Genomic DNA, 14758 nt, shown 5'->3' on the forward strand with positions numbered 1-14758 from the left:
CCTGCAAGGTCATTTAGAGGGCGTTTCGTTTGCCGCTTTGGCATTTGAGCAATTCACAGAAGCCGCAGCGGCGCTAAACTGCGCGCCTTTGACGATGCTGCAGCTGGAGGTGGCGGTGCGGATTCTGCTGGTCGAAGACCATCCGCAATTGGCGGAAAGCGTGGCCCAGGCGCTGAAGGGGGCCGGCTGGACGGTGGACGTGCTGCACGACGGCATTGCGGCTGACCTTGCGCTTTGCAGCGAAGAGTACGCTTTGGCAATCCTCGATATCGGCCTGCCGCGCCTGGACGGTTTTGCGGTTCTGGCGCGCCTGCGTGATCGCGGCCAGACCCTGCCCGTACTCATATTGACCGCGCGTGGCGAGGTCAAGGACCGTGTGCATGGCCTCAATCTCGGCGCCGATGACTATCTGGCCAAGCCCTTCGAGTTGAGCGAACTGGAGGCACGGGTCAAAGCTCTGCTGCGGCGTAGTGTGCTCGGCGGCGAGCAATTGCAGCGCTGTGGTGATCTGGTCTATGACCTGGGTACGCGCCGTTTCAGCCTCGATGGCGAGGCTCTGAGCCTTACCGCCCGCGAGCAGGCGGTACTGGAGGCGATGATTGCCAGGCCGGGCCGGGTGATGAGCAAGGAGCAACTGGCGGCGCAGGTGTTTGGCCTGGACGAGGATGCCAGCCCGGATGCCATCGAAATCTACATTCACCGCCTGCGCAAGAAGCTCGAAGGCCGTGCCGTGCGTATCGTCACTTTCCGCGGTCTCGGTTACCTGCTGGAGGCGGTCGAGGCATGAGTCGTGGCGCCAGCCTGCGCGGGCGTCTGTTGCGGCGTTTGGCGCTGCTGCTGTCGCTGATTCTGTTGCTGAGCAGCTTCAGTGCCTATTGGAGTGCTCGCCGTGCAGCGGATACGGCCTATGACCGTACGCTGTTGGCGTCGGCGCGGGCGGTGGCCGATGGTCTGTATGCCGATGATGGCCGGCTGCGCGCGAATATTCCTTACGTAGCGCTGGATACCTTCGCCTACGACAGTGCCGGGCGCATCTATTACCAGGTGCTCGATCTGCAGGGCAATCAGGTTTCCGGTTACGAGGACCTGCCGCCAGCGCCGCCGGGCACTCCGCGCACCGACGATTACCCGGCTCTGGCGCACTTCTACGATGCCCAGTATCGCAACCAGGGTGTGCGCGTGGTCAGCCTGCTGCAGCCGGTCAGCGAACCGCAGCTCAACGGCATTGCCGAAATCCGCGTAGCGGAAACCCAGGGCGCGCGTGAGCGCATGGCACGTGAGCTGTTGATTGGAACCCTGTGGCGCATGGGACTGCTTTCGGTCAGCGCATTGTTGCTGGTGTGGCTGGCCGTGAACCTGGCCTTGCGCCCGCTGGAAGCGCTGCGCCGGGAGGTGGCCGAGAGAGCCAGCGATGACCTGCAGCCCCTGCCGGGCAGCGGCCTGCCACGCGAGGTACTGCCGCTGGTGGAAACGCTCAACCAGTTCAACGAGCGCTTGCAAGGCCTGTTTGAACGCCAGTCGCAATTCATCGCCGATGCAGCCCATGAGTTACGTACGCCGCTGGCGGCGCTCAAGGCGCGAATAACCCTGGGCTTGCGCGCCGAGCAACCCGAGGAGTGGCGCAACACGCTGGAGCAGGCGGCCCAGCAAGGTGATCGCCTGACGTCGCTGGCCAATCAGCTGCTGTCCCTGGCGCGTATCGAGAGCGGCGCCCGGGCCATTACCGAAGGGGGCGCTCAGCGTATAGACCTGAGCCAGCTGGCTCGCGAACTGGGTCTGGCCATGGCGCCTCTGGCTCACGCCCGTGGCGTTGCGCTGGCCCTGGAGGCTGAGCAGCCGGTGTGGATCGATGGCGAGCCAACGCTGCTCAATGAGCTGTTGAACAATTTGTTGGATAACGCGCTGGCGCATACGCCAGCTGGCGGAAATCTCATCATCCGCGCCTTGGCCCCCGCCGTGCTGGAGGTCGAGGACGACGGGCCGGGCATTCCCGAAGCGGAGCACGAGAAAGTCTTCGAACGTTTCTACCGGCGTAGCCGTCTGGGCAATGGAGCGGGCCTTGGCTTGGCCATCGTCGGTGAGATTTGCCGCGCCCATCAGGCCAGAATCAGCCTGCATCAGGCGCAGCCACACGGCCTGCGGGTACGTGTCGAGTTTCCCCCGTCAGTGACTGAGACTTAGCGGCTGCTGGATCTCCAGCAGGTACTGGGAAACCTTGCCGCTGTCGCGCAGTTGCTTGAGACCGAGGTTGAAGCGCTGCATCAGCTCGACATTGCCATGCACGTTGCGTGATAGCAGCAGATACATGCTGGCGCTGTGCAGCGGCCTGGGGTGAAAGCTCAGGCGCTGGCGCTCGGCGGCAGTGAACTTTCGGTGCAGCAGGTCGAAGCCTACCACCTTGTCGACCGGAAACAGATCGATGCGCCCGGCGAGCAATTGACGTAGACCCTGTTCATCGCTGGTCAGGCGCACCACCTGGAGTTCGCCGGCCGCTTCGGCGCGGCGAAAGGCGTCGCCGTGATCATAGCCGCGTGTCACGGCGATGCGCAGGCCGCGCAGATCTTTGATGTCGTGCCAGTCGAAGGCGAGATCCTTGCGGTAAAACAGGTGATAACCGCTTTCGACTACCGCATCGCTGATGAGAAAGTGCTTCGCGCGTTCAGGGCTGTAAAACCAGACAGCGCTGCCTCGGCGCAGGCCTTGCTCGGCAATTTTCAGAGAGCGTGCCCAGGGGTGAAACTCCCATTGCACGTCGATGCCCTGCAGCGCGAACGCCTCGGCGACAATGCGTGACGCGACACCATGGTGGGGCAGGCTTTCGCCCTGATAGGGTGGCCATTCGCCGTTGGTAAGGCGCACTCGCTCGGCAGCCTGGACGCTGCCGAACAACAGGACGAGCAGGACGAATGCAAAACGCATGGCTCTACTTCCTCAGGCAATCGACTGGAGTGTAGAGGCAGTTCGCCATCCGTGGCGAGATGCATTTATTGCAGCATGCTCATGGCCGCTTCCATTGCCGCAGACAGGTCTTCGTCGGCCTGCATATCGACCTGCGGGTCCAGGCCGAGCTTGGCGAAGGCGGGTACCTTGCTCCAGTCCAGCTGCGTGTAAGGGTGCGTACTGCCCAGATAGCTCTGCAGAGTGGCCACCTGAACGATGTCCACGTAATCGGCCTTGGCCGAATCGCGGCTGAAGTTCAGATACTGGCTGGGCACGATGGCGATGGGCTCGGGAAATTCCCAGGTGCGCAGGATCTTGTCGCCGATGATCGGATGAATCTGTTCGATCACGTGGTTGAGGCTGATTGAATCGGCCAGCAGCTCGTTGTGCTCCTCGGCATAGGTGAGAATCGGCAATACGCCGATCTGGTGCACCAGGCCGGCGAGGGTGGCCTGATCGGGCATCAGGCGCGTGTAGTGGCGGCACAATACGTGGCAGATGCCGGCGATCTCGGTGCTCTTGTTCCACACTTCGCGCATCTTGCGGTCGACTACGTCGCTGGTGGCCTGGAACATCTGCTCCATGGCCAGGCCGGTGGCCAGGTTGCAGGTGTAGTTGATGCCCAGGCGACTGACCGCCATCTGCAGGTCGGTGATCTCCTTGCTGCTGCGCAGCAGCGGGCTGTTGACCACCTTGATGATGCGTGCGGTCAGGGCTGCGTCGTTGCCGATCACCTTGCTGATCTGAGGAATGCCCACGTTGGGGTCTTCCGCAGCTTCGCGAACCTGCAGTGCCACTTCAGGCAGGGTGGGCAGCACCAGCTCATCGTTTTCGATGGCGTGGATCAGTTCCTGTTGGACTTTTTCAGCAAGCTTGCTCATTAAAGGCTCTCTATAGGCGGCCCGATGCGGCGGCGCCAGGACGTTAATCAGCGCTGGATTTCCTTGTCGGCATCCAGCTGGTAAGGCAAATCGAGCAGGGTCATCGTCGGGCCGTCAGCGCGGCCAAGGTGAATGCGGCCGTCGCCCACGGCGTCCTCCTGCAGTACGGCGAGCAGTTCGATGGCATCGCCGGCCTGAGCGGCCAGCACCACTTCGCCGACGCTGGAGCCATGCACCGGGGAGAACAATTCAACGCCGACGGCCGGTAGCTCCTGGGCGACCAGGCGCAGGCGCTGCAGGCGGCGCTTGAGCTTACCCAGGTATTGCATGCGCGCGACGATCTCCTGGCCGGTATAGCAGCCCTTCTTGAAGCTCACGCCGCCCAGGGCCTGCAGGTTGATCATTTGTGGGATGAACAACTCGCGGGTCGCACCGAACACCTGGCCGACGCCGGCACGCACCTGAGCCAGCAACCAGTCGTTCAGCGGAGCCTGCGGCAGCAGGGCCGCCAGGCGGCCTTGCAACTGTTCGGCTTCAGTGGCCGGAGCCCAGAGTTCCGCACGGCCGTCGCTCAGGCGCACGGCCAATAGCTGCCCAGCGCTGGTGACGGAGTCGCTGGCAGCACCCAGTTGCAGGCCAAGCTCGTTGAGCATGGCGTCGCCGCCGGCCAGGCCAAAACGGACCCAGGCGGCGCTTTCATCGCTGAGCTTGGATTTGGAGAACACCGCGTATTTCTGCAGGTCGGCCTGCTGCGATTCGATCAGCTCGCGCGCCATGGCCAATAGATAGCCATCGTCCACCTGAACGACGCGAAAGCTCGACAGCATGCGACCCTTGGGCGTACAGCGGGCGCCCAGGCTGGATTGGCCGGCATTCAGGTAATTGAGGTTGCAGGTCACTTGGCCCTGCAGGAACTTGGCCGCATCCGCGCCGCGTACGGCTAGCAGGCCTTCGTGATCGAGGAGGGTGAAGTAAGCGCTATCGGCCATGGTGCAAATCGAATCACAGGATAAAGGTCAGGGGCGTCATCATAGTAGGCGTGGTAGGGCGTTGTCAGCGCAATTGCACAGCGTCTCGGTGAACAGCGAGGCAATTCGCCGTTATACTGCCGTCCTCGTTCGAGGAGTCCGTTGCATGGTTGAGCAAAGTGAACTGAATCGCCTGTTCTGGCATAGCCGTCGTGGCATGCTGGAGCTGGATGTACTGCTGGTGCCTTTCGTCCAGGATGTCTACCCGAGCCTGGATGCAGAGAACCAGGCGCGCTACCGCAAACTGCTGGAGTGCGAGGATCAGGACATGTTCGGCTGGTTCATGCAGCGCGGCGAGCCTGAGGATGCCGACCTGCGCCACATCGTGCGCATGATCCTGGATCGTGTCCAACCCAAGTGACGTCTTCGAGAGCCGCTGGCAGCCATCACGCTGGTTGTTGAGGCTCTATCTGGCGGTCCTGGCGCTGGCTCTGCTGGCGCCCTGGCTAGCCGACATCCCCCTCTGGTCGAAACTGTTTTCACCTTTTCCGTGTCTGGCGCACGCAGCCTGGGTGCTGCCGCGGCACGTTCTGCTGACGGCACCGCAGGCCGTTACCGGTTTGCGTCGTGATGCGTTCGGCTGGCATCTATACAGTGCTGCCAACGGCTGGCAGGCGGTTCAACTGCGCCCCGATAGTCTGGCGTTGCCGCTGGCAGTGGTGTTGCGTTATCGCGTGCCGGGTCAGCGGATCAGTCGTGGGCTGTGCATCGCACGTGATGCGCTGGCGCCCGAACAGCATCGGCGCCTGCGCCTGCGTTTGAAGTTCAGTCGGCGACGCTGGGCTGAGCCTGGGGTGTCGGCACCAGAATAGTGTCGCGGGCTTCGGCCAACTGCTCGGGGTAATCGAGGGTATAGTGCAGGCCGCGGCTTTCATGGCGCTGCATGGCCGAACGGATCATCAGCTCGGCGACCAGTGCCAGATTGCGCAATTCGATCAGATCGCGACTGACCTTGTAGTTCGAGTAGAACTCATCGATTTCGTCCAGCAGCAGGCGTACGCGATGCTGCGCGCGCTGCAGGCGCTTGTTGGTCCGCACGATGCCGACATAGTCCCACATGAAGCGGCGCAACTCGTCCCAGTTGTGCGCGATGATCACGTCCTCATCCGAGTCGGTCACCTGGCTGGCATCCCAGCAGGGCAGGTTGTCGGGCATGCCGATGGTATCCAGGTGTTGCACGATATCGGCGCAGGCCGAGCGGGCGTAGACGAAGCATTCGAGCAGCGAGTTGCTGGCCATGCGGTTGGCACCATGCAGGCCGGTGAAGCTGGTCTCGCCGATGGCATACAGCCCCGGCACGTCGGTGCGGCCATGCCGATCGACCACGACGCCGCCACAGGTGTAATGCGCGGCCGGCACCACCGGGATGGCCTGTTTGGTGATGTCGATGCCAAAGCCAAGGCAGCGTTCGTAGACGGTGGGAAAGTGATTCTTGATGAACTCCGCCGGCTTGTGACTGATATCCAGATAGACGCAGTCGATCCCCAGGCGCTTCATTTCATGGTCGATGGCGCGGGCGACGATGTCGCGCGGTGCCAGTTCGGCACGCTCATCGAAGCGCTGCATGAAGCGTTCGCCATTGGGCAGCTTGAGCAGGCCGCCCTCACCGCGAACGGCTTCGGTGACGAGGAAGCTCTTGGCCTGCGGGTGATACAGGCAGGTGGGGTGGAACTGGTTGAACTCCAGGTTGCCGACGCGGCAGCCGGCACGCCAGGCCATGGCGATACCATCGCCACAGGCGCCGTCTGGGTTGCTGGTGTAGAGATAGACCTTGGCGGCACCGCCGGTGGCGAGAATCACGAAGCGTGCGCTGAAGGTGTCGACTTCGCCGCAGGCGCGATCCAGTACGTAAGCGCCCAGGCAGCGCTCGCCATCCAGGCCGAGTTTGCGCTCGGTGATGAGGTCGACGGCAACGCGCTGTTCCAGCAATTCGATATTCGAGCGCTGGCGGGCCTGCTCCAGTAGCGTATTGAAGATCGCCGCGCCGGTGGCATCGGCTGCGTGAATGATGCGCCGATGGCTGTGGCCGCCTTCGCGGGTCAAATGGAACTCGAAACCACCGTCCTCGCGTGCCGTTTCATCGTCACGGGTAAAGGGTACGCCTTGATCGATCAGCCATTGGATGGCTTCGCGGCTGTGTTCTACCGTGAAGCGCACGGCGTCTTCGCGGCACAACCCCGCGCCGGCATCGAGGGTATCGGCGACGTGGGATTCGACCGTGTCGGTGTCGTCCAGTACGGCTGCCACGCCGCCTTGCGCCCAGTAGGTTGAACCATTGGCCAGATTGCCTTTGCTCAAAACCGCAATGCGCAGATGGGTCGGCAGGGTGAGGGCGAGGGTCAGGCCGGCAGCGCCGCTGCCGATGACCAGAACATCGTGCTGGAAGTGGTGGCTCATGTCCGAGTTCCGCGTGAAAGCGAGCCCTAGTATATAGAGAGGGGCAGCGGCACAATAGCCGGCCAGAGCCACATCATTATCCGCTACGTGTCGGTCCTGCTGCGTCGAAGCCAATCTCGGACATTGACTTGTCAATGTATGTCGGGGATGGCCGGAGGGCGAGTGAAACGAGCGCTGCTCATTTCCTAGTCCTCGCTTGCCCTCGCCGTGCAGAGCCCTAGCTCGCGTATTTTGAAGCAACTCTTATGACCGACCGACGTGTTCTGGGAACTTTTTTAGTCTTTAAGGTTCCATAGTGGGTCGCCCATATAAGGGAGAGCGCTTGCGCGTGCCTGCATCTGAAGTCAGCGGAGGGTGTACGGAAATGAGCAGCGATAAGATTATTTGCACTAGCGGAGACGTTTCGCTGGCGCCATTCCAGGCAGAGAGAAGAAAACTCTGCGGGAAGCTTGCTTGGAGGGGAGAACTTTTGCGTAAGGCCCGAGTCTATCTTGGCAAGTTGATTCGCTTACGGGCGCAAACCTCCTCCAAGCGTAACGAGGAGAGTGCATGCTAACCCAGGAAGATGATCAGCAGCTGGTCGAGCGAGTGCAGCGTGGTGACAAGCGTGCCTTCGATCTGTTGGTGCTGAAGTATCAGCACAAAATCCTCGGTTTGATCGTGCGATTCGTGCACGACACCCACGAGGCTCAGGATGTCGCTCAGGAGGCGTTCGTAAAAGCCTACCGGGCGTTGGGAAACTTTCGCGGTGACAGCGCGTTCTATACATGGCTGTACCGCATCGCCATCAACACGGCGAAGAATTATCTGGTGTCCCGCGGTCGGCGGCCGCCAGATAGTGATGTCAGTAGCGATGACGCGGAGTTCTATGACGGCGACCATGCCCTCAAGGATATCGAGTCACCGGAGCGGGCATTGCTGCGCGACGAGATCGAAGCCACCGTGCATCGAACCATCGCACAGCTGCCGGATGACCTGCGCACGGCTTTGACCCTGCGTGAGTTCGAAGGCTTGAGTTACGAGGACATTGCCAGCGTCATGCAATGTCCCGTGGGTACGGTACGTTCGCGGATTTTCCGTGCACGTGAGGCAATTGATAAGTCCCTGCAACCTTTGTTGCAGGAAGCCTAAGGCAGCGGCGACAGCCAAGAGAGGTACGCCATGAGTCGTGAAACCCTGCAGGAATCGCTGTCCGCGGTGATGGATAACGAAGCGGACGAACTGGAACTGCGGCGAGTGCTCGCAGCCAGCGAGGATGGTGAACTGCGTGGTACCTGGTCGCGTTACCAGGTAGCCCGTGCAGCCATGCACCGTGAGTTGCTGGTACCGCAACTGGACATCGCATCTGCGGTTTCCGCGGCATTGGCCGACGAAGCCACTCCGGCGCGCAAGGCGCCCATCTGGCGCAGTGTCGGGCGTGTGGCTGTGGCCGCATCGGTGACCCTGGCGGTGCTGGCGGGTGTGCGTTTTTACAATCAGGACGAACTGACGGGTGCCGAACTGGCCCAGCAGGACGCTGCTCCGGTACTTTCGGTGCCTCAGGTGCAAGGTCCTGCCGTGCTGGCTGGCTATAACAGCAGCGAAGAAGTCGGCGAACCTGCCCAGGCTGGTACTGCCAGCTGGCATGAGCAGCGCCTGCCGAACTATCTGCGTCAACATGCACAGGAAGCCGTGATGGGTGGCGGTGAAACCGCTCTCCCTTACGCTCGTGCTGCGAGTCTGGAAAACCGCTAAGCGCCTAAGGAGTCACATGCGCGCGATTCCCCTCTGCCTGCTCGGCGGTCTGCTGGCACTGCCGGTGCAGGCCTCCGAGGTTCAGGAGTTGCTGGGACGTCTTGCTGCGGCAGAGCGTCAGCAAAGTTTTCAGGGTACGTTCATCTATGAGCGTAATGGTAGTTTCTCCACCCACGCCGTGTGGCATCGGGTGGAGCAGGGGGGGCAGGTTCGTGAGCGCCTTCTGCAGCTCGATGGCCCTGCACAGGAAGTGTTGAAGGTTGACGGCAAGGCTCAGTGCGTCACTGGCGCACTGGCTGATCAGGTTAGTGAAGGTCAGGCCGCCTGGCCTGCTCGTCAGCTTGATGCCGAGCAGCTGAGCAATTGGTACGACATTCGTGTCGCCGGCCAGTCGCGCATCGCCAATCGGGCCGCGGACGTGTTGATGCTCGCACCCAGGGACCAGCATCGTTACGGTTTCGAATTGCATCTTGATCGGGAAACCGGTCTGCCACTCAAGTCCCTGCTCTTGAATGAGCGTGGCCAGCTTCTCGAACGTTTCCAGTTCGCCCAGCTGGACACTTCCACGCCGGTGGATGATGCCATGCAGCCGAGTTCAGGTTGCCGTGCGGTGCAATTTCGTACAGCTGACAGCATGGCCGAAGGGCGCTGGCGGTCGGACTGGTTGCCGCCTGGCTTCACTCTGACCACTGCGCAGTCGCGCCGCGGCGCGTCTGCCGACGACCCGGTCGCTTACCTGATGTACGGCGATGGCCTGGCGCGGTTCTCGGTTTTCATCGAGCCGCTCAATGGCAGTGTCGTTGAAGACGCGCGCAGCCAGCTGGGGCCGACGGTGGCCGTTTCTCGGCGTATGACGACCGGTTCCGGCGACGCCATGGTGACCGTGGTGGGTGAGATCCCGTTGGGCACTGCCGAACGCGTTGCCCTGTCCATGCGTGCCGGAGTGCCTGAACAGGCGAGCCAATGATCGAAGAGCAGGGGCGTGTAGTGGCACTCGAGCCCGGCGCTGTCTGGGTCGAGACCCTGCGTAAGAGTACCTGCTCGAGTTGTTCGGCCAATGCGGCCTGTGGCCAGGGGCTGATGGATCGTCTGGGTGTGGGGCGGCAGCGTGGTTATGTGCGTGCTCTCAGTCAGATGCAGCTGGCGATTGGCGACACCGTGATCATCGGTGTGCGCGAGGATCTGCTGGTGCGCAGTTCTCTTCTTGTTTATCTCCTTCCGCTTCTGGGTTTGTTCGCCGCTGCGCTGCTGGCGGACGGCCTGGGGCTGTCCGAGCCTCTGGTGATCCTCGCCGGTCTGATCGGCCTGTCCGCCAGTTGGCTGATGGTTCGCTGGCGCGCAGCTCGCGTTGCCGAGAACCCCTTATTGCAGCCTGTTGTCCTACGTACGCTGCTGGTATCTGTACCAGCGGCGGGTTGAGAGTGTCCGAGTTTTTACATGGGGAGTCGTAGTTCGATGAGAAAACTCAAGTCCATTGCGCCGCTGCTGGCGGTTGCCTTGCTCTGGGGGCAGAGCTTGCTGGCCCAGGCCAGTCTGCCTGACTTTACCGATCTGGTAGAGGAGGCCTCGCCTGCGGTAGTCAATATCAGCACCCGGCAGAAGATGCCCGAGCGCGCCGTTGCCGGTCAGCCAGGCCTGCCTGATCTGGAAGGGCTGCCGCCGATGTTCCGCGAGTTCTTCGAGCGCAGCATTCCGCAGATGCCGCGTAACCCTGGCGGTCGCCAGCGCGAGGCGCAATCGCTGGGCTCCGGTTTCATCATCTCGCCGGACGGCTACATCATGACCAACAATCATGTGGTCGCCGATGCCGACGAGATCATTGTGCGTCTGTCTGATCGAAGCGAACTTGAGGCCAAGCTGATCGGCGCCGATCCGCGCAGCGACGTCGCGCTGCTCAAGGTCGAAGGCAAGGATCTGCCCGTGGTGCGCCTGGGCAAGGCCGATGACCTGAAAGTTGGCGAGTGGGTGCTGGCTATCGGTTCGCCGTTCGGTTTCGATCACTCGGTGACCGCCGGCATTGTAAGCGCCAAGGGGCGTAACCTGCCGAGCGACAGCTACGTGCCGTTCATCCAGACCGATGTGGCGATCAATCCGGGTAACTCCGGCGGCCCGTTGTTCAACCTGCAGGGCGAAGTCGTGGGTATCAACTCGCAGATCTTCACCCGCTCAGGTGGTTTCATGGGGCTGTCCTTCGCTATTCCGATGGAAGTGGCCATGCAGGTTGCCGACCAGCTCAAGGCTGACGGCAAGGTGACCCGCGGTTGGCTCGGCGTGGTGATTCAGGAAGTGAACAAGGACCTGGCCGAATCCTTCGGTCTGGACAAGCCAGCCGGTGCACTGGTCGCGCAGGTGCTGGAAGACGGCCCGGCCGACAAGGGCGGTCTGCAGGTGGGCGACGTGATCCTCAGCCTCAATGGCAAGTCGATCATCATGTCGGCCGATCTCCCGCATCTGGTCGGCGGCTTGAAGCCGGGCGAAAAGGCTGAAATGGATATCGTGCGTGATGGTTCGCGCAAGAAGCTCAGCGTCACGGTCGGCACCCTGCCGGAAGATGGCCAGGAACTGGCCTCGTCGGGGTCATCTCAGGGAAGTGAGCGCAGCAACAATCGCCTGGGCGTGACCGTCGTCGAGCTGACTGCCGAGCAGAAGAAGGGCCTCGACCTCAAGGGTGGCGTCGTGGTCAGGGAAGTGCTCAACGGCCCGGCGGCCATGATCGGCCTGCGTCCGGGCGACGTGATCACACACCTGAACAACCAGGCCATCGACTCCACCAGCACCTTCACCAAGGTCGCGCAGGAGCTGCCGAAGAATCGTTCGGTATCCATGCGCGTGCTGCGTCAGGGGCGCGCCAGCTTCATCACCTTCAAGCTGGCCGAGTAATCCGGGCAATACTGAAGAAGGGCGCTTTCGAGCGCCCTTCTTCGTATCCGCGCCAGCGTTGTGCAGGCGTGACGCGGTCATGAGGGATCGGGTACAATCCGCGGCTATTTTCGGCAAGCGTCTTGCCTGCGCCTTCTTTGAGTGTTGATCCGTGAGTGACCTGAGTCATATCCGCAATTTTTCCATCATTGCCCACATCGACCACGGCAAGTCGACCCTGGCTGACCGTTTCATCCAGCTGTGTGGCGGTCTCACCGCGCGTGAAATGGAGGCTCAGGTTCTGGACTCCATGGATCTGGAACGTGAGCGTGGCATCACTATCAAGGCCCATAGCGTCACGCTTCATTACAAGGCGCAGGACGGCAAGATCTACCAGTTGAACTTCATCGATACGCCCGGCCACGTCGACTTCACCTATGAAGTCTCGCGTTCGCTGGCAGCGTGCGAGGGTGCGCTGCTGGTGGTGGACGCAGGGCAGGGCGTCGAGGCGCAATCGGTTGCCAACTGCTACACCGCCATCGAGCAGGGCCTGGAAGTGATGCCCGTGCTGAACAAGATGGACCTGCCGCAGGCCGACCCGGACCGCGTCAAGGACGAGATCGAGAAGATCATCGGCATCGACGCCACCGACGCCGTAGCCTGCAGCGCCAAGAGCGGCATGGGCGTAGACGAGGTGCTCGAGCGTCTGGTGCAGACCATTCCTGCGCCCGAGGGCGAGATCGATGCGCCGTTGCAGGCGCTGATCATCGACTCCTGGTTCGACAACTATCTGGGCGTGGTCTCGCTGGTGCGCGTGCGCCAGGGCCGCGTGAAGAAGGGCGACAAGATTCTGGTCAAGTCCACCGGCAAGGTGCATCTGGTCGACAGCGTCGGTGTCTTCACCCCGAAACATACCGCCACCGCAGACCTCAAGGCCGGTGAAGTGGGCTTCATCATCGCCAGCATCAAGGACATTCACGGTGCGCCGGTCGGTGACACCCTGACCCTGTCCTCGACTCCCGAAGTCGAAGTGCTGCCGGGCTTCAAGAAGATCCAGCCGCAGGTTTACGCCGGTCTGTTCCCGGTCAGCTCCGACGATTTCGAGGACTTCCGCGACGCCCTGCAGAAGCTGACCCTCAATGACTCGTCGCTGCAGTATGCGCCGGAAAGCTCCGACGCTCTGGGCTTCGGCTTCCGTTGCGGCTTCCTCGGCATGCTGCACATGGAGATCATCCAGGAGCGCCTGGAGCGCGAGTACGATCTGGACCTGATCACCACCGCGCCGAGCGTGATCTACGAGCTCGAGCTCAAGACCGGTGAAACCATCACCGTCGACAACCCGTCCAAGCTGCCGGACGTTTCGTCCGTTGCCGACTTCCGCGAGCCGATCGTCACCGCGACCATTCTGGTGCCGCAGGAGCACCTGGGTAACGTCATCACCCTGTGCATCGAGAAGCGCGGCCTACAACGTGACATGCAATTCCTCGGTTCCCAGGTTCAGGTTCGCTACGACCTGCCGATGAACGAGGTGGTGCTGGACTTCTTCGATCGTCTGAAGTCGACCAGCCGTGGTTATGCCTCGCTGGACTATCATTTCGACCGCTACCAGTCTGCCAACCTGGTCAAGCTGGACGTACTGATCAACGGCGACAAGGTCGATGCCCTGGCATTGATCGTTCACCGCGACAACGCGGCCTACAAGGGCCGTGCGTTGACCGAGAAGATGAAGGAACTGATTCCTCGGCAGATGTTCGATGTGGCGATCCAGGCAGCCATTGGCGGCCAGATCATCGCGCGGACCACTGTCAAGGCCCTCAGAAAGAACGTACTGGCCAAGTGTTACGGTGGCGACGTGAGCCGTAAGAAGAAGCTGCTCGAGAAGCAGAAGGCCGGTAAGAAACGCATGAAGCAGGTCGGCAACGTGGAAATCCCACAGGAAGCCTTCCTCGCTGTGCTCAGGTTGGATAGCTAAGGCTCTATGTCGATCAATTTCCCGCTCCTGTTGGTTATCGCGGTCGCCGTTTGCGGCTTCCTGGCCCTGATCGATCTGATTCTGCTGGCTCCGCGCCGCCGTGCGGCGATTGCGGCGTACCAGGGGCGGGTCGACGATCCGGACGACAGGGTGCTGGAGCGCCTGAGCAAGGAGCCCTTGCTGGTCGAGTACGGCAAATCCTTCTTCCCGGTGCTGGCCATCGTGCTGGTTCTGCGCTCGTTTCTGGTCGAGCCGTTCCAGATTCCTTCGGGCTCGATGAAGCCGACCCTGGAAGTAGGCGATTTCATCCTGGTCAACAAGTTCGCCTATGGCATCCGCCTGCCGGTGATCGACGAGAAGATCATCGAGGTGGGCGACCCGCAGCGCGGTGATGTGATGGTGTTCCGCTACCCCAGCGACCCGACCATCAACTACATCAAGCGCGTGGTGGGGCTGCCGGGTGATCGCATCGAGTACACCCAGGGCAAGCGCCTGCTGATCAATGGCGAGCCAGTGGCCGAGAAACTGATCGGCGAAGAGCCGGGCAGCCTGGGTGGTGCGGTGCTCTATCAGGAGCGTCTCGGCCAGATCGAGCACACCATCCGCAAGGAAATGACGCGCATGCGCCGCGAGCCCGGCGGCCAATGGGTGGTGCCGGAAGGGCACTACTTCATGATGGGCGACAACCGTGACAACTCCAATGACAGCCGTTACTGGCGCGATCGTCATATCCCTCAGGAGCTGTGGGGCATGGTCCCTGACGACCATATCGTCGGCAAGGCATTCGCCATCTGGATGAGCTGGCCTGAGCCCAAGACCGGCAATCTGCCCAACTTCTCGCGGGTCGGCCTGATTCATTGAGCACTGGCGCGCTGTTCAATACAGCGCCGCAGGCTATAAAGAGTTTAGCCATCAGGCTTTCCAACAAGACCGTCTATTGGGGATAT

Annotated in this window: 15 protein-coding genes; 11 read left to right on the top strand and 4 right to left on the bottom strand. The window is 61.8% G+C overall.

From position 1 onward, the window contains the following. Window positions 1–115 precede the first annotated feature (115 nt). The gene (locus GYB81_RS03420) at window positions 116–787 is read left to right on the top strand and encodes a response regulator (RefSeq protein ID WP_161866622.1); all 672 of its coding nucleotides are present in this window, start codon (window positions 116–118) and stop codon (window positions 785–787) included. Continuing rightward, window positions 784–2181 carry a sensor histidine kinase gene (locus GYB81_RS03425; protein WP_161866601.1) on the top strand — a complete coding sequence of 466 codons (1398 nt, stop codon included), beginning with the start codon at window positions 784–786 and terminating at the stop codon, window positions 2179–2181. The genes GYB81_RS03420 and GYB81_RS03425 overlap by 4 nt, the downstream gene beginning before the upstream one ends. On the opposite strand, the gene GYB81_RS03430 is transcribed toward GYB81_RS03425, so the two are convergent. From GYB81_RS03430 to ygfZ, 3 genes are all read right to left on the bottom strand, one after another. Next, window positions 2164–2919, bottom strand: a complete 756-nt coding sequence (locus GYB81_RS03430; protein WP_161866600.1) for a substrate-binding periplasmic protein — start codon at window positions 2917–2919, stop codon at window positions 2164–2166. The genes GYB81_RS03425 and GYB81_RS03430 overlap by 18 nt on opposite strands. Window positions 2920–2984: 65 nt before the next feature. Then, window positions 2985–3821: an HDOD domain-containing protein gene (locus tag GYB81_RS03435; RefSeq protein ID WP_161866599.1), complete on the bottom strand. Its 837-nt coding sequence runs from the start codon at window positions 3819–3821 to the stop codon at window positions 2985–2987. Window positions 3822–3868: 47 nt separating this feature from the next. Next, window positions 3869–4810 carry a CAF17-like 4Fe-4S cluster assembly/insertion protein YgfZ gene (ygfZ, locus tag GYB81_RS03440; RefSeq protein WP_161866598.1) on the bottom strand — a complete coding sequence of 314 codons (942 nt, stop codon included), beginning with the start codon at window positions 4808–4810 and terminating at the stop codon, window positions 3869–3871. A gap of 145 nt (window positions 4811–4955) precedes the next feature. Between ygfZ and GYB81_RS03445 the strand changes: the two genes are divergently transcribed. Beyond that, entirely contained in the window at window positions 4956–5210 is a 255-nt protein-coding gene (locus GYB81_RS03445) for an FAD assembly factor SdhE (protein WP_161866597.1), read from the top strand. After that, the gene (locus GYB81_RS03450; protein WP_161866596.1) at window positions 5194–5661 is read left to right on the top strand and encodes a protein YgfX; all 468 of its coding nucleotides are present in this window, start codon (window positions 5194–5196) and stop codon (window positions 5659–5661) included. The genes GYB81_RS03445 and GYB81_RS03450 overlap by 17 nt, the downstream gene beginning before the upstream one ends. Here GYB81_RS03450 and nadB read toward each other — a convergent pair. Beyond that, window positions 5615–7246, bottom strand: a complete 1632-nt coding sequence (gene nadB, locus GYB81_RS03455) for an L-aspartate oxidase (protein ID WP_161866595.1) — start codon at window positions 7244–7246, stop codon at window positions 5615–5617. The two genes, GYB81_RS03450 and nadB, sit on opposite strands and share 47 nt — an antisense overlap. A gap of 549 nt (window positions 7247–7795) precedes the next feature. Here nadB and rpoE point away from each other — a divergent pair. The 7 genes from rpoE (at window position 7796) to lepB (ending at window position 14672) form a co-directional block, all read left to right on the top strand. Next, the gene (rpoE, locus tag GYB81_RS03460) at window positions 7796–8377 is read left to right on the top strand and encodes an RNA polymerase sigma factor RpoE/AlgU (protein ID WP_003245473.1); all 582 of its coding nucleotides are present in this window, start codon (window positions 7796–7798) and stop codon (window positions 8375–8377) included. A gap of 30 nt (window positions 8378–8407) precedes the next feature. After that, on the top strand, window positions 8408–8980 hold the full coding sequence (locus GYB81_RS03465; protein WP_161866594.1) for a sigma-E factor negative regulatory protein: 573 nt from the start codon (window positions 8408–8410) through the stop codon (window positions 8978–8980). A 16-nt stretch (window positions 8981–8996) separates the two neighbouring features. After that, window positions 8997–9947: a MucB/RseB C-terminal domain-containing protein gene (locus tag GYB81_RS03470; RefSeq protein WP_161866593.1), complete on the top strand. Its 951-nt coding sequence runs from the start codon at window positions 8997–8999 to the stop codon at window positions 9945–9947. Then, window positions 9944–10399: a SoxR reducing system RseC family protein gene (locus tag GYB81_RS03475; protein ID WP_161866592.1), complete on the top strand. Its 456-nt coding sequence runs from the start codon at window positions 9944–9946 to the stop codon at window positions 10397–10399. Before GYB81_RS03470 ends, GYB81_RS03475 begins: the two co-directional genes overlap by 4 nt. Before the next feature lie 36 nt (window positions 10400–10435). Continuing rightward, window positions 10436–11860, top strand: a complete 1425-nt coding sequence (locus GYB81_RS03480; RefSeq protein WP_161866591.1) for a DegQ family serine endoprotease — start codon at window positions 10436–10438, stop codon at window positions 11858–11860. Window positions 11861–12011: 151 nt separating this feature from the next. After that, the gene (lepA, locus tag GYB81_RS03485; RefSeq protein WP_161866590.1) at window positions 12012–13811 is read left to right on the top strand and encodes a translation elongation factor 4; all 1800 of its coding nucleotides are present in this window, start codon (window positions 12012–12014) and stop codon (window positions 13809–13811) included. A gap of 6 nt (window positions 13812–13817) precedes the next feature. After that, window positions 13818–14672 (top strand): signal peptidase I, encoded by an 855-nt coding sequence (gene lepB / locus GYB81_RS03490; RefSeq protein ID WP_161866589.1) that lies wholly within the window; start codon window positions 13818–13820, stop codon window positions 14670–14672. Window positions 14673–14758 lie beyond the last annotated feature (86 nt).

This window comes from Pseudomonas yangonensis, assembly GCF_009932725.1.
Lineage (GTDB): Bacteria > Pseudomonadota > Gammaproteobacteria > Pseudomonadales > Pseudomonadaceae > Aquipseudomonas > Aquipseudomonas yangonensis.